This window comes from Oleiphilus sp. HI0128, from assembly GCF_001635365.1.
Window position 1 is genome coordinate 1 of the sequence record NZ_LWGG01001197.1, and the last position, 19,367, is coordinate 19,367.

21 protein-coding genes and 1 pseudogene are annotated in these 19,367 nt (G+C 44.4%); 13 read left to right on the plus strand and 9 right to left on the minus strand.

What is annotated here, in order from left to right; genetic code table 11:
* The first annotated feature begins 21 nt into the window (after positions 1-21).
* From A3763_RS20200 to A3763_RS20250, 11 genes and pseudogenes are all read left to right on the plus strand, one after another.
* Positions 22-279, plus strand: a complete 258-nt coding sequence (locus A3763_RS20200) for a type II toxin-antitoxin system Phd/YefM family antitoxin (RefSeq protein ID WP_068507610.1) — start codon at positions 22-24, stop codon at positions 277-279.
* Positions 267-578 (plus strand): type II toxin-antitoxin system RelE/ParE family toxin, encoded by a 312-nt coding sequence (locus tag A3763_RS20205; protein ID WP_068507613.1) that lies wholly within the window; start codon positions 267-269, stop codon positions 576-578. The genes A3763_RS20200 and A3763_RS20205 overlap by 13 nt, the downstream gene beginning before the upstream one ends.
* A 77-nt stretch (positions 579-655) precedes the next feature.
* Positions 656-1,042 carry a VOC family protein gene (locus A3763_RS20210; protein ID WP_068516639.1) on the plus strand — a complete coding sequence of 129 codons (387 nt, stop codon included), beginning with the start codon at positions 656-658 and terminating at the stop codon, positions 1,040-1,042.
* 90 nt (positions 1,043-1,132) lie between these two features.
* On the plus strand, positions 1,133-1,696 hold the full coding sequence (locus tag A3763_RS20215) for a hypothetical protein (RefSeq protein WP_068516636.1): 564 nt from the start codon (positions 1,133-1,135) through the stop codon (positions 1,694-1,696).
* Positions 1,697-1,841: 145 nt separating this feature from the next.
* Positions 1,842-2,070, plus strand: a pseudogene (locus tag A3763_RS20220) (Txe/YoeB family addiction module toxin); the annotation flags it as partial.
* Positions 2,071-2,162: 92 nt separating this feature from the next.
* On the plus strand, positions 2,163-2,573 hold the full coding sequence (locus A3763_RS20225) for a DUF4345 domain-containing protein (protein ID WP_068516633.1): 411 nt from the start codon (positions 2,163-2,165) through the stop codon (positions 2,571-2,573).
* An 18-nt stretch (positions 2,574-2,591) separates the two neighbouring features.
* Positions 2,592-3,050, plus strand: coding sequence for a hypothetical protein (locus A3763_RS20230; protein ID WP_068516631.1), 459 nt, complete (start codon positions 2,592-2,594; stop codon positions 3,048-3,050).
* 96 nt (positions 3,051-3,146) lie between these two features.
* Positions 3,147-3,359, plus strand: a complete 213-nt coding sequence (locus tag A3763_RS20235) for a hypothetical protein (protein WP_068516628.1) — start codon at positions 3,147-3,149, stop codon at positions 3,357-3,359.
* 9 nt (positions 3,360-3,368) lie between these two features.
* Positions 3,369-3,899 (plus strand): ABC transporter substrate-binding protein, encoded by a 531-nt coding sequence (locus A3763_RS20240; RefSeq protein WP_068516624.1) that lies wholly within the window; start codon positions 3,369-3,371, stop codon positions 3,897-3,899.
* 77 nt (positions 3,900-3,976) lie between these two features.
* Positions 3,977-4,273 (plus strand): hypothetical protein, encoded by a 297-nt coding sequence (locus A3763_RS20245; protein ID WP_068633046.1) that lies wholly within the window; start codon positions 3,977-3,979, stop codon positions 4,271-4,273.
* A 29-nt stretch (positions 4,274-4,302) separates the two neighbouring features.
* Positions 4,303-4,779 carry a DM13 domain-containing protein gene (locus tag A3763_RS20250; RefSeq protein WP_068633045.1) on the plus strand — a complete coding sequence of 159 codons (477 nt, stop codon included), beginning with the start codon at positions 4,303-4,305 and terminating at the stop codon, positions 4,777-4,779.
* Positions 4,780-4,805: 26 nt separating this feature from the next.
* On the opposite strand, the gene yegD is transcribed toward A3763_RS20250, so the two are convergent.
* Positions 4,806-6,173 carry a molecular chaperone gene (yegD, locus tag A3763_RS20255; protein WP_068552978.1) on the minus strand — a complete coding sequence of 456 codons (1,368 nt, stop codon included), beginning with the start codon at positions 6,171-6,173 and terminating at the stop codon, positions 4,806-4,808.
* Between the two features lie 239 nt (positions 6,174-6,412).
* Here yegD and A3763_RS20260 point away from each other — a divergent pair, with 239 nt between their 5' ends.
* Positions 6,413-6,949 carry a hypothetical protein gene (locus A3763_RS20260; RefSeq protein WP_068506920.1) on the plus strand — a complete coding sequence of 179 codons (537 nt, stop codon included), beginning with the start codon at positions 6,413-6,415 and terminating at the stop codon, positions 6,947-6,949.
* 55 nt (positions 6,950-7,004) lie between these two features.
* Here the strand turns inward: A3763_RS20260 and A3763_RS20265 are convergent, their stop codons facing one another.
* The 6 genes from A3763_RS20265 to A3763_RS20290 all read right to left on the minus strand — a co-directional run bounded on the left by A3763_RS20265 (position 7,005) and on the right by A3763_RS20290 (position 14,654).
* Positions 7,005-9,398 carry a GAF domain-containing hybrid sensor histidine kinase/response regulator gene (locus A3763_RS20265; RefSeq protein ID WP_082880533.1) on the minus strand — a complete coding sequence of 798 codons (2,394 nt, stop codon included), beginning with the start codon at positions 9,396-9,398 and terminating at the stop codon, positions 7,005-7,007.
* A gap of 72 nt (positions 9,399-9,470) precedes the next feature.
* The gene (locus A3763_RS20270) at positions 9,471-10,154 is read right to left on the minus strand and encodes a 3'-5' exonuclease (RefSeq protein WP_068516611.1); all 684 of its coding nucleotides are present in this window, start codon (positions 10,152-10,154) and stop codon (positions 9,471-9,473) included.
* Complete coding sequence (locus tag A3763_RS20275) at positions 10,141-11,994, minus strand: DUF294 nucleotidyltransferase-like domain-containing protein (RefSeq protein ID WP_068633044.1); 1,854 nt, start codon at positions 11,992-11,994, stop codon at positions 10,141-10,143. The genes A3763_RS20270 and A3763_RS20275 overlap by 14 nt, the downstream gene beginning before the upstream one ends.
* A 35-nt stretch (positions 11,995-12,029) precedes the next feature.
* Positions 12,030-12,521, minus strand: a complete 492-nt coding sequence (locus tag A3763_RS20280; protein WP_068552976.1) for a hypothetical protein — start codon at positions 12,519-12,521, stop codon at positions 12,030-12,032.
* A 129-nt stretch (positions 12,522-12,650) separates the two neighbouring features.
* Complete coding sequence (locus A3763_RS20285; protein ID WP_068552975.1) at positions 12,651-14,381, minus strand: sodium:solute symporter family protein; 1,731 nt, start codon at positions 14,379-14,381, stop codon at positions 12,651-12,653.
* A 9-nt stretch (positions 14,382-14,390) separates the two neighbouring features.
* Positions 14,391-14,654 (minus strand): DUF4212 domain-containing protein, encoded by a 264-nt coding sequence (locus A3763_RS20290; RefSeq protein ID WP_068516597.1) that lies wholly within the window; start codon positions 14,652-14,654, stop codon positions 14,391-14,393.
* Positions 14,655-14,969: 315 nt separating this feature from the next.
* Between A3763_RS20290 and A3763_RS20295 the strand changes: the two genes are divergently transcribed.
* Positions 14,970-18,482, plus strand: coding sequence for a PAS domain-containing hybrid sensor histidine kinase/response regulator (locus A3763_RS20295; RefSeq protein ID WP_068633043.1), 3,513 nt, complete (start codon positions 14,970-14,972; stop codon positions 18,480-18,482).
* A gap of 10 nt (positions 18,483-18,492) precedes the next feature.
* On the opposite strand, the gene A3763_RS20300 is transcribed toward A3763_RS20295, so the two are convergent.
* Complete coding sequence (locus A3763_RS20300) at positions 18,493-18,705, minus strand: hypothetical protein (protein ID WP_156490258.1); 213 nt, start codon at positions 18,703-18,705, stop codon at positions 18,493-18,495.
* Positions 18,698-19,288: a transglutaminase family protein gene (locus A3763_RS20305; protein ID WP_068516587.1), complete on the minus strand. Its 591-nt coding sequence runs from the start codon at positions 19,286-19,288 to the stop codon at positions 18,698-18,700. Before A3763_RS20305 ends, A3763_RS20300 begins: the two co-directional genes overlap by 8 nt.
* Positions 19,289-19,367 lie beyond the last annotated feature (79 nt).

Genomic DNA, 19,367 nt, shown 5'->3' on the forward strand with positions numbered 1-19,367 from the left:
ATTTTAATATAAGGTGTCACTATGAGAACTGAAGTCGTTACTACATTAAAGAGACAAGCAACGAAACTGCTTGCAGATCTGCATGAGTCAAAAGAACCTATTCTTATAACTGAACATGGCCAGCCATCAGCCTATTTGGTTGATGTGGCTGATTATGAGTTGATGGTAGATCGGATGAAAATCCTGGAAGGTATCGCGAAAGGCGAACAGGCAATCCGTGAAGGTCGAACAATGGACATGTCGCAAGCTAAAGAGAAGATGAGTAAATGGCTCAAATAATCTGGACTGAGCCAGCATTAATTAATCTGAACGATATTGCAGATTATATTGAAGTTAGTAATCCGTACGCTGCGAGGCAGCTAGTAGAAAACGTTTTCAGCAAGGTGCAGAGGCTCGAACAATTCCCTGACTCAGGCAGAGTACCTGAAGAAATTTCGACTCTAAATTATAGAGAAGTTGTAGTAAATCCTTGTCGTGTTTTCTACAAAGTAGATAGCGACTCAGCCTATATCCTTCACGTATTGAGGCAAGAAAGAGATTTACGAAAGTTTTTACTATCTTCCGAAAATAGAAGCTAACCAAGCGTTCAACCGGTCTCGCCTTCGGGTTCAAGCCGCACCTAAAGGCGTTACATGTAAAAAATACAGGGTGTATTGTGCAAGTAGATAGAATTGATCACTTAGTTTTAACCGTCAAAGATATTGAGGAGAGTGTAAGTTTCTACCAATCAGTATTGGGCATGGAAAAAGTTATATTCGGTGAGTCCCGAGTTGCGTTGTCATTTGGCAATCAGAAAATAAACCTCCATCAACTGGGCAGTGAATTCGAACCTAAAGCGAATAATGTTAAATCAGGTAATGCTGATTTATGTTTTATTATTACCACCCCGATAGGTAGTGCTATCGAGCATTTAAACAGTTGTGACGTTACAGTGATCGAGGGGCCAGTAAGCCGTACAGGTGCAAAAGGTAAAGTTGAGTCAGTATATTTTAGAGATCCTGACGGCAACCTTATCGAGGTATCAAACTATCAAAACGTGTAACAAGGCCATCTTGCATCGCCCAGCCAAAAAACGGCTGGGCCGGACCTCACTTCGTTCGGCCACAAATGTAGGCGTTAGGAATATGAAACAATGAAATCGGTATCTACGGGTTTAAAAAAGATTCTTATTTTTACAGGAAGCACTGTAGCCTTATCAATTGGATATTATATATACGCCCTTAGCCTTTACCCGCCAGTTGAAGAGCGTGAAACATTTTTAGCTGAAATAGGTGAAGGGTTAGGAGAGATTGGTTTATGGCTACTCGTATTCATTTACGCCAGAACTCTAATCAAATTGTTTTTTGGAAAAGGGGCTATCGCTAAAAGGCTCTTACCAGAATACAGTATAGAGCTTGACCCGCCGCTTATAGATAGTTTGATCAATCTATTAAATAGAACGCATGTATATTTCGGTATCGGTGCGGTGGCTATAATACTTCTGCACATCGCTTTAATGGGTTTACCAATGCATATTCTTTTTTTCCCTGCGGTACTCGCACTAGTAATCTGGCAAGGGCTATTCGGTATTTTTATCAGCTGGCGATACTCTCCAAGAGAGTTGAAAAAATTGTCCTATCTTGTACATGCACAACTATTCACAGGTGTTATGATAGGTGTGTTCTCTTATTTTGGGCATCTGTTAATTGACGATTAAAATGCCTAACCAGTGCATTTACTCTAGAGTCCTGCAAATGCCGCTCATCTAAGTAAATCAATCCAGCAATATCGTGCAGGCAAAACAGAGGAGCATGGATTGCTCGATGATTGAAATATTAGCATCGACTACGGAGGCGTAGTCAGATTATGTTTACTGGCAAGGCCAAGACAAGAAAACACTTAAACGTATCAACAAGCTCATACCCGATACTCAACGTCATCATTTTGATGGGTATACGTAAACCTGAGCCTCTTAAAGAAAGCCTAGCTGATTTCTGGTCTCGCCGCATAGATGACAGTAATCGGTTGGTATATGTTGTTGACGATAATAAACTTATAATTATATCTTACCGTTACCACTATGAAAAATAATTTAACGAAGCATTCAGCAGGACTAGCCTCCCGCTCGCCCGGTTAACGGGGCGTTAGGCAAAAAATAGACTTCAACATCGAGGTATAATTGAATGGAATCAACACTAAAATACATCTTGTATGCACTAGCTTTAGTCGTCGCAATAACTGGGTTAAATGTCTTATTTGGTGGTGCTTCCGCAATTCCGGGTTCAACCGGAGGTGCAGAAGCAACAGTGGATAACGAATTAAGATTTTTCTCTGTTTTCTGGTTAGCTTATGGGGCCTTTTGCTTTTGGGTCGCTCAAAATATTCAGGCTCAATATAAGTTCATTCCATCTATTGCTTTGGTATTTTTTATTGGTGGGCTTGGCCGTTTAATTTCAATATTGTCCGTAGGACCTCCAGCTAGTGTTCTAATTCCGGCGATGATTTTAGAGTTTGTTATCCCAATAGCTATCTATGGTATTTACTGGAAAAAATATATTAAAAACATAACCAAGCAATCTTGTGGAACTCCGTGAGCTTTAATAAGGAAATTCATGCCAAAATTCGAAATGGAAATATCGTTGCCAGTTTGCCCCGAAAATTTATCGGCAGACCTATTGGTCATGTCGGGGGTTAATTACGAGTTATCTCCCATATTAAAAATGTCGGCCCCTCAACAATGGCCGGCAAAACCAATATCTGAGTGGCCAGTAAATGACGATATATTTTCGAGCATAATCTTATTATTTGGGTTCATCCCGGTTGATTTACACCGATTTAAATTTAGATCGGTCAATAGCATGGGTTTTATCGAATCATCAAAAACTATGCTCAATAATGTGTGGTCACATGAGCAAACTATTTCAGCTGATGGTTCAGGGGCAAAAATAAGAGATGTCGTTTATTTCAAAAGTAAATTAGGCTTTTTAGGTTATTTATTTAAACCAGTATTTCAATCAATATTTGCTCATCGTCATAAACGGTTAAAATCAAAGTATGCAAAAAGCAGCTAACAAGGCCTCATAGGGGCATCGTTAAGTTTCCTAAGAGGGGGTTTTCAACTAAGCTAGTAACTGGAATTTTTCTACACTGATGATCAAGGGGCAGATATGAAGTTGTCAGTAAATCAGTTCTTATTGTTCATAATTGCTTTACTTTGTGTACAGTTGGCGTGGGCAAATGAAGCAATAGACATTGTCACAGATCCATGGCCTCCATTTGCCTATGAAGAAGATAATAAAGTGGTGGGAACCGACGTAGAAGTTGCGTTATCAGTATTTCAGAAGCTTGGCGTAACAGCTAATATTCGATTATTGCCATGAAAACGCTGCTTGGGTTTAGTTAAAAACAAAAAAGCTGACGCAATACTAGCCGCTTCTATAACTGAAGAAAGAAAGGAATTCCTACACTTTCCTAGTGAGCCAGTGTCTAAAGGCGTTACTGTATTTTTTAAGAAAGCAACAAACTCTATTTCTTCTATTGACTTAAATAACCCTAAAAACCTGCGTGTGGGGGCAATTCTTGGCTATAAATATTGTGATGAGTTAGACAATTCTCACCTATTAGAGAATGCATCGCGAGTACCGACTTTGGAACAAAGCTTGAATATGCTGTTACTGGGTCGCATCGATTTAGCAATAGGTGTCGAGCTAGTTGGCTTTCATAAAGCTCGGGAGATGGTTATTTTGGATCAATTAACTATCGTTGGGAGTAAGCGTTATTGCCCTGGCGGAAATTATTTAGCTTTTGCGAAGAAGCCAGGGCTTGAAGAGCTGTCATTGAGATTCAGTGAGGAGCTGACGAAGTTCAAGACAACTGATGAATATAAACAAATTCTAGCCAAATATGGAAAACTTCAGTAAGAGTTTAACCAAGCGCCCTACCGAACTCGCCTTCGGTTAACGCAGCGTTAGACAATCTTTATAGGGAAATATATCAATTGATCAAAAACACCATCTTTATTTTATCTCTAACACAGCTGTTCGGCTGTGCAACCACAAGTCAAGAAAGGCTCGCTCGGGCAAAAACTTATGAGGAAAGATCTGAGCGCGCTAATCAACAAGCTTCTAAAATTGGAAGTCTCCCTGGTACTCCAGATAATATTGAGTCGATGGAAAGAGCTTATGAAGAATCAGCTTATTACAAAGAAAAAGCACATGATACGAAGTACAAAAATACATGGGCTGAATTGATTGTTGGGGTCATTGCCCTTCTCATTGGAATCGCAACAAAATAAACATAACCAGACCAAGCAACAGGTTCTTTATGAAACTAAAAACAATTACTTTACTCTTAGCAAGCCACTTATCTATAGGCGCATTGGGTATCGGTTTGGGGATATATATCCTGCCAATTCTAACGGCACCGACTGCGCCTTCAGAGTCAACGATCTCAGAGATTTCTTCGCAAGCGCGATATACCGGGAAGTTTAAAAGAGACCTAGAGGATAGCGACACCTTTCACTGGGGCGAAGGCATCGTTTCGCTTAACACTGAGTACATTTCTTTAGCTGGCCAACTGGCTCCCGGGCCAGACTATAAGCTTTATCTTTCTAAAGAGTTCGTAGAAACCGAGCTTGATTTTCAGCGCTTGAAGTCGTCAATGCTTCAAGTTGGTGACGTGACAACCTTCGAAAACTTTGTCGTCAAAGTGCCTCAGGGCACCAATATAGCTGACTTTAGCTCAGTCATTGTTTGGTGTGAGGCCTTTGGTGAGTTTATTACGGCAGCCAAATATCAGTAAATGAGTTCAGCGAACAGACTCTGCAATTAAAATATTTGATTCGCCCAAACGGTTAAACCCGATGCGACACTGCCGAAGTGGTCGCCATCAAGCACCTCGATGTCACCAAATTTATTGTGAATTGCTTTACGAATAACAGGGGACTGACCCGATCCCCCCGTTATAAAAATTAGATCGGGTTGTGTTTGCGCTTGTGTAATCGCTTCTTCCATCAAGCTCAGCATTTTCATCAAGGGTCGGTCAATTGCTTCAGCAAACTGCTCTAGCTTTACGTCTTGACTCAGCCCATCTTCGATAAACTCAAGTGAGCTTGAAACCCTATCGGCTGAGGACAAGGCGATTTTGCATTGCTCTGCGCTGCGAACAAGCTGATGTTGCTGCTGATTATTTCGCATTGAGATAAAGCGTTTGATCAAGTCTGGCTCAACACAATCGCGTAGTAGCTGTTCAATATCCAAGCCTGTATTAAGTTCATTAAACCGTGTCTGAGCCGATACATCGTTAGTGCTCACTGCGTCCCAGAAAAGCTGGGTGGGAACAGGAAGACCGCTTTTGGTTTTTGACAACATGCCCAGAAGTGGCATGAGGTGCTTTCCTGCCAGCTGAATATCAAGATCGTTCCCCCCTACTCGCTCACCGCTATGCCCTAGAAAATCTTTTGATCGATCGCTCTTATCTCGGTAAGAAGGCCCCATTCTAACCATGGCACAGTCGCTCGTTCCACCACCGATATCGACAACTAAAACCGTTTTATCTGCATCGAGTGAACGTTCAAAACTCAGGCCTGCGGCAATAGGCTCAAATAAAAACTCAACATCTTTAAAACCAGCACGTTTTGCTGAGGTTTGCAGAATTTCCAAGGCCTGACGGTTACTCTGCTCGGCGTCCAAACCTTGAAAGTTTACAGGGCGACCAATTACAGTATGCGATATCGTATCGCCAAGTGTCTGTTCCGCACGCGCTTTAATAGATTGCATCATTGCCGTAACGATATCTTCAAATAGAAAAACCGCTTCTGGACGAAGTCCGCTGGCACCCAGAAAAGACTTCGGGGACTTTACAAAGTAGCCTTCTCCCGGCCATTGTAAATACTCTTCAAAGGCTTCATGGCCGACATAGACTATTCTTTCGTCTGAACCAAAACCTTGCTCCCGACGAACATGTTGAGCACGAGCTAAGTGGTTACTGCGCAGGTCGATATAGTCTGACTTAAGCTCATCAGTGGCAATAGACAAGCCGACACTTTCACTAATCAGTTCCCGGTCTAAAGCATACAAAGTCGACGGCATAAAGCGCTTGCCTTGCTCTAGCTCGAGCAAACGGACGCTATTCAAATTACTATCGTGAATACCTATTGCACAGTTTGAGGTTCCAAAGTCAAAACCCGAAATCATTCCACTACCACCTTTAATACCACTAGAAGAAGGACAAATAAAAAGGGCGCGAAAATTAACATAAGCTTCACGGCTTAGCCAGTTAAATATGGCAGGCTGTCTTTTACCTAATTGCTGAATCTATCGACTCCCTAGAAGTTATAGGTAGGGCATTGAAGTCCTACCCAAGACTTTATAAGCTACTCTCATAAAGTCGCTCTATCTAGGCACAGTAAGACTGCCTAACCGGGTATTAGTTTATGCAACAATTTTCAAGCAGTGCCGACGAGAAGATAGCCCTCGAACATGAAGCTGCCAAGCTTTTTATGCGTCACTATGAAAGGCTACACGGTCAAGAAATTCGGCATATTTGGCACAACAAACCAAATAAGCCAGATGTATCCTGCGAGTTGGAAGGCCTTCGACTCGATTTGGAAATTGCGCACCTATACGGCTCTGAAGCCGAAGCAATGGCGATATTGAAACGTGACCTGACGGATAAAACACGTGAAGCACTGCGCGAGCAGGCTAACTGTTCCAACGTGCATGAGCGTCTGCTTAGCGCTCTGAATAGAATACTGATGAACAAAGCCCAAAAGCACTACAAGTCCCAACGCGTATGGCTGATCATTCGAAATGCACACCCCGCATGGACATCAGAAGAAATCATCGCCTTAAGAGACAAAATCCATGTTCCTGAAGGGCACCCTTTCGAGCAGATTTGGATTGTTGCAGACTATCAAGCGCAGAGCGGGATTGTTCAGCTATTCCCTTCTATACATAAAAATTATTGCTAACGCCTTTATTTCGAGTCGTTACAGCTAAATATTGGAAGTCGAGTGTTTCAAACACCTAGACATATTTGTGTAAGGTTCTTTCTAAATCTTCTCTTATAATTGGTTTACTCACATAATCTGTCATGCCGGCCGCCAGGCACTTCTCCCTGTCACCTTTCATTGCGTTGGCCGTTAACGCCAGAATTGGGACATTTTTATACGCCTCGCCGCCTAAGCCTTCGCGGATGTTCTTACTTGCTTCATAGCCATCCATTTCAGGCATCTGGCAATCCATTAACACCAGGTCATATATTTTATCGCTACTGTTTAAAGTAGCCAAAGCTTCTACACCATTGCCAGCCACGTCGATGTGATACCCCATATGGGACAGCAATTCTTTGGCAACCAGCTGGTTAATTTCATTATCTTCAACTAATAATATCTGCACCGCATGAGGTTTAATGCCCGAACACTCTGACTCACCTTTCAGGGAAACTTCCGGTGCCTCAGCAACACCCAGATTAAGTCCAAATCGAAATGTGCTGCCTTTGCCAGGTGTACTTTCTACCCATACACCTCCCTTCATCAACTCACTCAACTGTTTAACAATCGCAAGCCCGAGACCCGTGCCACCGTACTTTCTGGTTGTGCTTGAGTCTGCTTGGGTAAAAGGGTTAAAGAGCTGTTCAAGCTTCTCGGCTTCAACACCAATACCCGAGTCAACAATGGCACAACGCAATATCTTTCTGTCCTTCTGCTGCACCAAACTAGCCTTAATTGTAATACTACCTTCTGAGGTAAACTTAATCGCATTACCAACTAAGTTGTTAAGAATCTGACGAATTCTTCCTGCATCTGCTTTAACCCACGCTTGCTCGAAGCCTTCCAAGTGCAATTCGAGTTTTAAGTCCTTGGCTTCCATATCGAAGCGCACCGAATCGACAAAAGATTCGAATAATTCCCTTAAATCTATCGCACCTTCATCAAGTACAAGGTGCCCTGCATCAACCTTGGAAAAATCGAGAATGTCGTCGAGTAAAGAAAGCAAAGAGCTTGCACTCTTCTTAGCAATTGCCACCTTTTGCGATGAAGAGTCATCTAGGCTTTCTGTATCCAATACGCTCAGCATCCCTAGCACACCATTCATAGGCGTACGAATTTCATGGCTCATATTGGCTAGAAAGACACTTTTTGAATGCGCTGCCTGTTCTGCTTTTTCCTTCGCTTCTTTTAACTCCAGCTCGGCTTTTACCTTTTTATCAACATCTTGAAATGAGCCAAATAAGCGTACACACTTGCCGTCTTTAAATTCTGACTGGCCAAGTGCAGAAACCCAGATTTCATTGCCTTTAGCTGTCACCAGCTGCAGCTCTTCTTGCCAAGCAATGCCTTCTTCAATACCTTTGTTCACCGCGGCGGTAATTAGCTCTCTACTTCTACCTTCTTTATAAAAATTGATCGCTGTAGAGACATCAGGTTCAAAGCCTTCGGGTACTTCGTGAATTTCTTTTGTCATGAGTGACCAGTAAAGCCGGTCTTCCAGCATGTCCCACTCCCATGCACCAATTCTGGCCTGCTGACTCATCGACTCCAGTAAAGTCTTCTGACGTGCTAAATCTTCTGCAACAAGCTGTTTGCTCAGTTCATTACCTATCCATTGGGCAAATAAACGAATGAGTTCAAATTCGTCATCACTAAAGGGTCTGGCATGTGCTTCAGGACCAGAAAAGTTTAGCGTACCAAAGCGTTCACCTGACACGATTAGCGGCACACCAATATAACTTTCCAGGCCAAAAGCCTCGTAGCAAGGATGCGTATTAATGCAGCTTTTCTCTACATGATCAAAGCCTGTTGGTCCATTGGCATTAAGGGTGTGGATACAGTAAGTAATGCCCAGTTCAAATTCATCACCAGGTTTTACTTCACCATTCGGAGTGTCGGAATACTTAACGACATATCGCTGATTATGAATATGACTGACCAAAGCCAAAGGTAACTCGAAAGTCTGCTTTCCCAAGGCCAAAACTCGCTGGATTTTTTCTTCAACTGATAATTCACTGTCGGCAGTAATGAGGTGCAAACGACGAAGTGTATTAATTGCTTTGTTGTTTTCCGTCAGGTCATTCATAAAGACGAAAAAGCCAACAACATTACCTTCTCTAATTTGCGGAAGGTAGGTTGCTTGTCTGTAGATCATGCCGGTTCTAAGGTCTAGCTCAATGTCTTTATCTAATCGAACTTCTTCCCCGCTAAGCACTCTTGCCAAGTAGGGAGATAGCTGAGCACAAGCCTTCTCACCAATCACTTCAACCAGCGGTTTATCTTCTACCTCTTCTATAGATAGATGAAATGATTTGGCATAGCGAGAGCTTGCCTTACGATAGTTAAGGTCGGCATCGAGATAAGCCCATGCAAGAGAAAGGTTTTCGGCGACCTTTGCCAGCATCGGGTCGATTTCAAAGTGAGACATGTACGGCTCCTGAGCATTGATATCAAGAGTATAGATGCTACTCCCGCAGAAAGTAGCTGAAATATGGAAAAGCTAGCTGACTCTGGGCGCTAAACCTTCCAGGCTAAGACCTCTAGCCGACTTTAAGTGGGAATATTGCGCCAAAAACAACTCAGCGGTTGCCACGGCATCAAACATTGCATTGTGCTGAAAAGCAGCGGGTAAACCATAGCGGTCCCTACAAGATGCTAGCTGCAAAGGCGCACTTTGACCACTTCGCGCCAAGCGCCCTTGCTCTATCTGCATGGTATCGATATAAGAAAACAGCAATGGGCAAGCAAAGCAGTTGAATGCCGCACGTTGAATAAAGGCGATATCGAGTACAGCATGATGAAACACCAATACTGCACCTTCTGCATGCTTAGCTAACAAGCCCAAAGCCATCGACACACTCGAGGCACCGGCCAATCGCTGATCGCATAAGCCATGTATCTGAATGCTTTCTCCTACCGTTTGCTTGGAGTGCACCAGCAGATGTTTTCGTGTTGCGTAATCAATCCGGCCATTTTTTACACGCACCCAACCTAAGCTCAGCAATTCATTCGACTTCGGGTCCAAACCACTCATTTCACAATCGACTACCAGAAAGTCTTGATCTATCACCTTCGTCCCCCCCGACAAGGAAGGCTGGGCATAAAGCTCTGCGATCGGCGTTCGCTGTGCCTGGCGATACCAATTCCGTTTTTTTAACCAGTATTGAAGCTTATATAGAACCATGAGCAAACCGCATTTTTAACAAGCGCTGACTTTCAGCAACAACCGAAAACGCACTTTTAAGCTGATGCCTCAACAAAGGAGATAACTCATCCGGGTTTAAGTGGTTTGTCGCTGGCTGCGACAGCATCATTGCCCTACTCTGACTATCCAAACGCAAACGAGCAATAAACTCATGAGCATCTCTTAGGTTGCTCGCTTCGGAGGCAGAGAGTACTTTTGCACTTTCCAAAGCTTGTAGCCGGTTACTGGTATTTACCTCTTCAATTCCTTTCATCAAGCAGTACAAACGAACCAGGGCAACAATCGGCACGGTGCCCCGTAGTTTTAGATCCAATACCGGGTTGTGATTGCCATCTTTCTCTAGCACAAAGGTTTTGAAAAAGCCTAAAGGCGGTGAGGTCTGAAGCGCATTTTCTGACATACATGCCTGAAAGATGGTGTTCTTTTGAGCCTCCTCCAATACCAAGTTACTTAAAGACTTCGTCAGCTCACGCTTGCCAGCAACGTGGCGAATATCATAAAAAATACTGGCATGCATTAGCGCCTTGGGTTCAGGCTGACGGATCCAGCGAGTAAAGTACTGCTTCCAAACCTCTAAAGGCTGACGCCATTTATCAGTCTGCGCCATCACCTCTCCCGGGCAATATTTCAAACCTGATTTGTCCAGGCCTTCATTTACGAATTCAGCAAAGCGTTTAAAGTAATCTTCCATTTCCTGTGTTGCAGCATCATCGAGAATCATACCGTTATCTTGATCTGAGCCAAGCATCTGATCTTGTCTAGCCTGTGAGCCAAATACCACCCAGGCGTATTCGCATGGTTCATCTCCAAAAGTCTGTCGAGCAAGGACAATCAGCTGACGAGTTATGCTATCGGTGATCGAGGTAATGATCCGGCCAATCTCATCGGCTCTAACATTGGCGCGAATAAGCTTGCAGGTCAGTTCAGGCAACTGTTTACTGAGTGAATAAAGCGTATCCCGGTTACTGGCTCGGTTAATTGCCTGAATCATATAAACCGGTTCACTATTTTGAGCACGGATAAAGTCATTCAGCGTAATAATTCCAACCGGTTTCGCATTCTCGACAACGGGAAGATGATGGATATTCGCTGTCATCATAGACAGCTGTGTTTCATACACTGTTTGATCGGCTTTTATCGTTCTCAGGCTTGTACTCATTACTTCAGAAACCGGAAGCTGAGGGTCGATTCCTTTAGCTAAAACACGAGAGCGAAGGTCTCTGTCCGTCAATATCCCACACAATTCCCCCTCATCCAAAAGCAAGATAGAACTCACTTTTGCGTCGGACATCTGCAAGGCAGCTTCTTGAATACTGGTCTCTTTCGATGCACACAAAGGCGACTTAACCATCAACTCCGACACCAGCTGGTTGAGCCGGTAATCTCTATACGCCGTGGCGTCGTGACTCGCCTGTTCAGTGATCTGCAAAGACTTATCAGTCTCACGGGAGAAAAACAGCGCAAAGGTATCGTTCTCGGTCGACAGTCTGTCTATAAAGCTCTTTGGCAGGCAATAAACCAGGCTGTCTTCGAGGTAAGTTAATTGAGTTGTGGTGGCGTCAGGCCTTTGTTCACCGCCAACACCATAGATATCACCGCTACTTAAGCGGTCTAGAAATAGACCTTGAGCGTCTTTGAGCTCGACGCTGCCAGAACGTAGTAAGTAAAGTGTTTCATCAAGGCCTTGTTGTTGTATCTCGGTGCCTGCTTTCTCATAGCAAATAGATAACTTCTTCAGGCACAGCTCTAGCGCAGCATCCCCTAACGCACTAAAAGGCGGGCACTGTGATAGAAATTGTTTCTTATCATCTAGCTCCATAAACTTATGACCCTGTATTCAAACGGCGCAAGCCTCTACCAATCATCTCTGGGAAAAATCGTGTCATACTGGAAAAACGTTGTTTCTGTGCTGCCGTAAAATGTGGTCGAATTTGCTAACATCGCCACTCGTAATTCATTCTTATCATCAATTGGGCCTTGTAGTGAGATAGCCCACTGCTCTCCCGCATCATCTGATTTTTCTAACATTAGCGGCTGAGCATCTTTATTTTGTTCACTAACCAAAGCAACTTGTGCTCCCTGTAAAGGGTGATTTGATCGCGCTTTTAGAACTGGCTGACTACCGCCAGTTTGTACCAGCTGAAACTTAACTTCTAAATCCCCATTTCTAAAGGTACATTGCCCGCTCTGATAACGACAGTTAGACCTGGCCACCATGGCATAGCTTTCACCCTGTGCAGCGCTTTCAGGAATATCCGAAACAATATAGTCCGTCGCAAAATAGCTCACAATCGCGAGCAAGGGTGCAACCACCATCGCTGTCGTCATATGTTTGTTTTTAAACATTTTTATTCTCCATCTATCATCAAGTGAAGGAAAAAGGGGGAAGCCTAAACCGCAGACTTCCCAAAAAAATCTTAGCGCCGCAACACGACCAGCGCCAAGAGGCCACAATATCAATTCTCATTCACTAACTTAGTGCGCATGCGCTTCACCAGCGCCAGCCGGTACACGGATATGTTCAACCAAATCTTGAACATGCTGTGGAGGCTCAACCGTCAATTTCGACACAGCAAAGGCAACGGTAAAGTTAACCACGGCACCGATCGCACCAAAGGCGTTCGGCTCAATTCCCAAGAACCAGTTAGCTGGCATATCACCTAAGAAAGACGTACTAGCCACAAACATGATTCCCTTGTGCTGGAAGACGTAAAGCAGTGTCACACCAATCCCGGAAATCATACCCGCGATTGCACCTTCCTTGGTCACCTTCTTGCTAAAGATACCCATCATTAAGACCGGGAAGATCGAAGAGGCTGCCAAGCCAAAGGCTAAGGCGACGGTACCCGCGGCAAAGTCTGGCGGGTTAAAGCCGAGATAGCCTGCAAAGGCAATGGCTCCTGCCATGGCAACCCTACTCGCCATGAGTTCATTCTTTTCTGAAATGTCAGGCCTAAAGACACCCTTGAGTAAGTCATGTGATATTGCCGAGGCAATAGCCAGCAATAAGCCTGCAGCGGTCGAGAGTGCGGCAGCCAAACCACCCGCTGCAACTAAGGCAATAACCCAATTAGGCAACTGCGCGATTTCCGGATTAGCAAGAACCATAATGTCACGATCCACTTTCACCATTTCATTTGTTTCTTTGTTAGACGTGTATTGAACCTTGCCATCCCCATTCTTGTCTTCAAACTTCAACAAGCCTGTTGTTTCCCACTTTTTGAACCAATCAGGACGCTCGTCATAAACAAGGTGCTCGCCTTTAGCAGGTTCAATAGTATTCATTAGGTTCAAGCGTGCCATCGCTGCCACAGCAGGTGCAGTCGTATAGAGAATGGTAATGAAGACTAGCGCCCAACCAGCAGACGTTCGCGCATCCTTCACTTTAGGAACCGTAAAGAAGCGTATAATCACGTGAGGCAAGCCCGCCGTACCAATCATCAAAGACATGGTATAAACAAACATGTTCGTGGTACTGAGCCGAGCCTGTGTGGTGTATTCAGCAAAACCGAGTTCCGAGACGACTTGATCGAGTCGATCAAGCAAGAAGGTTTCACTACCCACCATAGTACTGCCCAATCCAAGCTGTGGAATCGGATTTCCGGTTAGGTGTAAAGAAATAAAGACAGCCGGAATCGTGTAAGCAAATATCAATACGCAATATTGAACAATCTGCGTATAGGTAATGCCCTTCATTCCGCCCATGACGGCGTAGAAAAAAACAATGCACATACCGGTTAACAAGCCTGTTCCGTAATCCACTTCAAGGAAGCGGGAGAAAGCGACACCGATACCTTTCATCTGGCCGATAACATAGGTTACCGAAGCTACGATCAAACAAACCACTGCGACAATACGAGCAGTTCTAGAGTAGAAACGGTCGCCAATAAACTCTGGTACGGTAAACTTACCAAACTTTCTTAGGTAAGGTGCCAAGCACATTGCCAGCAATACATAACCACCTGTCCAGCCCATTAAGAAGACCGAACCGCCATAGCCATAAAAAGCAATTAAACCCGCCATTGAGATAAACGAAGCGGCAGACATCCAGTCAGCAGCGGTTGCCATTCCATTTGCAACGGGGTGAACACCACCACCGGCCACATAGAATTCTTTGGTAGACCCGGCACGCGCCCAGATGGCTATGCCAATATACATAGCAAATGTAATACCCACCACGATATAAGTTAAGGTTTGCAGTTCCATATCAGCCTCCTATTCTTCTACGTTAAATTCGCGGTCAAGTGCCGCCATTTTTTTTGCGTAATAAAAGACCAACACAACAAAGCTATACATCGAGCCCTGTTGAGCAAACCAGAAGCCCAATTTATAGCCGCCAATTTGAATCTGATTCAGTACATCGACCAGTAGGATTCCGCATACAAACGATACGACAAACCAAATGCATAACAGCTTTAGCATGAGTTTGATATTGTATTGCCAGTACGCAGATGCTTGCTCATTATTATTTTCTTGCATGACACATCTCCGCTTAGTTGAACCTTACATTTAAGGCTAAAGTAGACTGTCGGAGAATCACGATCTTTCGGTAAACCGTTACCCGATCGCAATTCTCCGACAGCCTCCAGGTCTTCTTTTATTTCCAGAAGCCAAGGCCAATCTAGCAAGTAATTTAGGAGAAGGGACCAAGACTTTGGTCTAAGTTACGACTAAAGTAGTAGACCTTACTATATGAAAAATGCGATACAGCACTGGTTTTTATTCACCGATAGTCAGCAAGCTGTATATACATAGCGAATACTCCAGAAATAATAATTAAATGAAGAGGTCATCGTGTCAGCCAGCATAGTGTTTACTGCCATCATCGCTTATACCGCTCTGTTATTCTGGGTTGCAAGACAAGGCGACCAAACACGCTTCTCTGAAGACTCCTGGTCTCGCCATCCTTATGTCTATGCCTTGGCCTTGGGCGTGTACTGCACATCTTGGACTTTTTATGGTTTAGTCGGAACAGCTTCAACTTCTACCTGGGATTTCCTGCCAATTTTGCTTGGCCCGATACTGCTGTTTACACTAGGGTGGCCAATCTTGAATAAGATTTTTCTAATTTGTCGGCAAGAGCATATTCATAGTATTGCCGACTTTTTAGCCTCCCGTTACGGCAAGCGCCAAGGCATTGCTGCGACCACGACCCTGGTGATTTTACTGGCGACAGTACCGTATATTTCTTTACAGCTAAAAGCAGTTTCAGACACCTTGTCTTTGATCATCGATACCCATCAGGTCGGTAATCAGGATGTCACCCTGCTGATCGCCTTCAGCATGATAGGCTTTGCTTTGTTGTTCGGTTCCCGGCAGCTTGATGTCTCTGGCTATCATGCAGGTTTGGTTAGTGCTGTGGCCTTTGAGTCCCTGATCAAACTAGTGGCTTTATTTTTTGTCACGGGTTTTGCACTCTATTGGATGAGCGGCGTTTCACCAGAGCAAATTGAATTAAGTAAGCAAGACTTAAATACTATCGCGGTCAGTGACTCAATTGACCTGCGCTTTTTTGTTGAAATGTTTCTTTCGGCGTGCGCTATTTTTTGCCTGCCTAGAATGTTCCATATAGCCTTTGTCGAGTGCCAATCAGAAAATCACTTGCGCACCGCCAGGTATGTCTTTCCTATTTACCTGACACTCATCGGTTTGTGTATCTACTTTATCGCTCAGGCAGGAAACCTGATGTTTGCAGATGGGCAAGTCTCGGCAGATACCTATGTCATCTCAATCCCATTGGCTCAAGAGCAGCAAACACTTTCTTTAATTGCCTTTCTGGGTGGCTTTTCTGCGGCAACCGCAATGATCATCGTGGCAACCGTCACCTTAAGCCAAATGCTAAGCAACGACGTTATTCTACCAATCATTATGCGTCGTCAAAAAGGGGCGAATCGTTTTAAAGACTACACACAATCGCTTATTTTTGCGCGCCGATTGACTGTGGTTCTGGTCGTTATTTTTGCTTATCTCTATCAGGTCGTTTTTGCTGAAAATGCAGCCTTGACCAGTATCGGCCTGACAGCTTTTGCATTAGCTGTTCAACTGGCACCGGCTATTATTTTTGGGCTATATTGGACGCGAAGTAATGCCACGGGAATCTATGCCGGGCTGGCAGCAGGACTGATCACTTGGGCCTACACCTTAATGCTGCCGCTACTGGTTGATACCGGCATGGTATCAACAGATTTACTTTCGCAAGGCCCTCTGGGTGTAAAATGGTTGCGCCCGGAGTTTCTCTTTGGTTTAAGCTTTAGCGATGAATTCAGTCGAGGTGTGGTTCTAAGCTTACTCGCCAATATCCTCACCACTATCGTCGTTTCACGTCAAAACAGAACAACTTTATCAGACCGAATTCAAGCCCTGGCTTTTACTAACCAGTCCCAAAAACGTGCCTCGGAATACCAAAATTATGACGATATTAGCACCTTCGACCTGCGCTCACTTTTGGAACAGTTTGTTGGCAGCAGCATCACTAACAAACTCTTTGGTGAATACGACCATACCAGCGGTAATACAGCCGACGCTCGACTGATCAAAAAAGCCCAACAATCCTTATCTGGCATTGTTGGCGTTGCCTCCTCTCAGGCCATGATAGAAAGCCTAAGGAGTGGTCAGAAGCTGGCGGTAGAAGAAGTCGTTAATATCTTTGAAGAAACGACCCGAGCACTGCGTTTCAATCAGGATATTTTATTCGCGTCCTTCGATAATATTTCTTCGGGCATTAGCGTCGTCAACGGAGACCTCAATATGGTTGCCTGGAATCGTCGCTATGAAGAAATGTTTAACTATCCCCAAGGCATGCTGCAAATCGGAATTGCAGTTTCTGACTTGGTTCGCTTCAATGCTGAGCGCGGACTATTGGGGCCTGGGGCCATTGACGAGCATGTTCAACGACGTCTTAAACATTTGATGCAAGGAAAGCCTTATCGTGTTGTACGCAAGCATCATAACGGCCACGTTATCGAGATAAAGGGCAACCCTCTTCCCGATGGAGGCTATGTCACCACTTATGACGATATCACCGACTTTATGGCCGCTCAGGATGAACTCGAACAAAACAATCTTTACTTGGAGCAACGCGTGCAAAGCCGTACCGCTCAGATTGAATCTATCAATCAGGATTTACGTAAAGAGATTGAACTGAGAAAAGAAGTTGAAGAGCAATTGCTAAAGGCCAAAGCCGTGGCAGAAGAAGCGAATACCACTAAATCGCGCTTTCTGGCCCTAGCCAGCCATGATATTTTACAACCAATCAACGCCGCTCAGCTCTATGCCAATACCTTGCTAGATGTAAAAGAAGACCGTCGAGACATGAGCACTATCGTGCAAATTCGGGATGCGATTCTAAGCGCCGAAAGTATCATTTCCTCACTACTCGAAATAGCACGACTGGATACCGGCTCCCTGTCGCCACAACTCAGCCGATTCAAATTAGACGATATCCTTCAACCCCTGGTAAATGAATTTAAAGTATTGGTTAAGGACGAGGTTGAACTACATTTCGTACCCAGTTCACTGGTGGTAGAGTCCGATAAAAAATATCTGCGACGAATCCTGCAAAACTTCTTTTCTAATGCTGTTAAATATACCGAAAGCGGTAAGATCTTGGTCGGCTGCCGTCGCGAAGGTGAACGCGTGAGAGTATGCGTCTATGATACTGGCTCAGGCATCGCGGAAACCGACCAGGCGCGTATTTTTTCAGACTTCTATCGAGCCCCGACTCAAAAGAGTATTGCCGGTTTAGGCCTAGGGCTGGCTGTTGCAGAGCGTTTAGCAGAACTACTTCAACACCCCATTTCTCTCGATTCAAAACTAAGGAAGGGCAGCTGTTTCTCTATATCCTTACCTCAAAGCCACTTACCCAAAATCATCGAGGCTCCGCAAGAGATCGCTAATGAAAGCGATATCGAAGGTTTAAATGTCATTTATGTTGATGACCAACAGGAAAACCTTAAAGCTACCGAAGCACTGCTCAACAAATGGAACTGCAAGATGCTGTCTTACAACAGTGCCGAAAGTATTCTCGATGATAGTACCAAACACTTTGTACCTGACGTGCTACTCATGGACTACCAGCTGACGCATGATGAAGGCGAAGACAAGTATTCAAACGGTATCAAATTAGCGAATGAGCTATTAGAGATATGGGGGCAAGACGTTCCCGTCTGCATCATTTCAGCCGCCTCCGAACCAGAGTTGGCGAGTATAGCGAAAGGGCAAGGCTTCAACTTTTTAAGCAAACCGCTTAAACCCGCGAAGCTTAGAGCCTTATTGAGCCAGTTAGTGCGACGAAAAAAGCAAAGCTGATGAGTTAAGCTCAAGACAGCTCTTTTTGACGCGCTATCGCTTTCTTAATTTGCTTATTTCTTAGGTAGGCTGCTCGGAGTGTGGAGATCAAGCCACCAATAAGTACGATCACCAAGAGAGTTTTACCATCTTCGGTTTCTAAGCCGCCAACCATATAAATAGCTAATAGCGAGAATGTGACAAGAAATATAGTCACCTGAAGAGAGAATGGCATTTTATTCATTGCTTTGATGGCCCAAAGTATCAGTTTCACTTAAACGCTGAGCTACTTGCTCTATCGTTTCACAGCTCTCAAGTAGCTTGGTCACAGATGATAAGGGCGCTTCATAGAGCCCTTCGAGAAAAAACTCTCCCAAACCATATCGCTCAATTGCCAGTTTTTCAACTGGAGGCGTGAATTGAGCGTCGATTTCAGGGGTATTCCCACGTGCATCGATACGGTACCAACCATAGTCAGGCAGATGCACAGCGTTTAGTGCATGCAAACAAAAGCTAGGGGTGTCATCGAGACGTACACGTTGATAGCATATCGCAGTCGGAATTTGATTCGCTCTAAGTAAAGCAGCCAATAAGTGGCTTTTTGCGTAACAAAAACCTGTTCCGTGTTCAAGCACCTGAGAAGCTGAAACCGTCACCGGATTCAACCGGTAATCCCAACTGTGTTTTATTTCATCACGCACAAACCCAAAACACCTTTGGGCGATTACGTAGCAATCTTGCCTTCCTTGCGCTAACAAACTTGCCTGACGTTGCACGGCTTCGTGCCGCCAATCGATATAGGGGCAAGCCTGCAGATAAGCTTCCATTTCGTGACTACCTATTATTCTCTTCTGAGCGGAGAATTCTATAACATCAGCTACACCCTGCAAAAGGAAGCAAACCGCA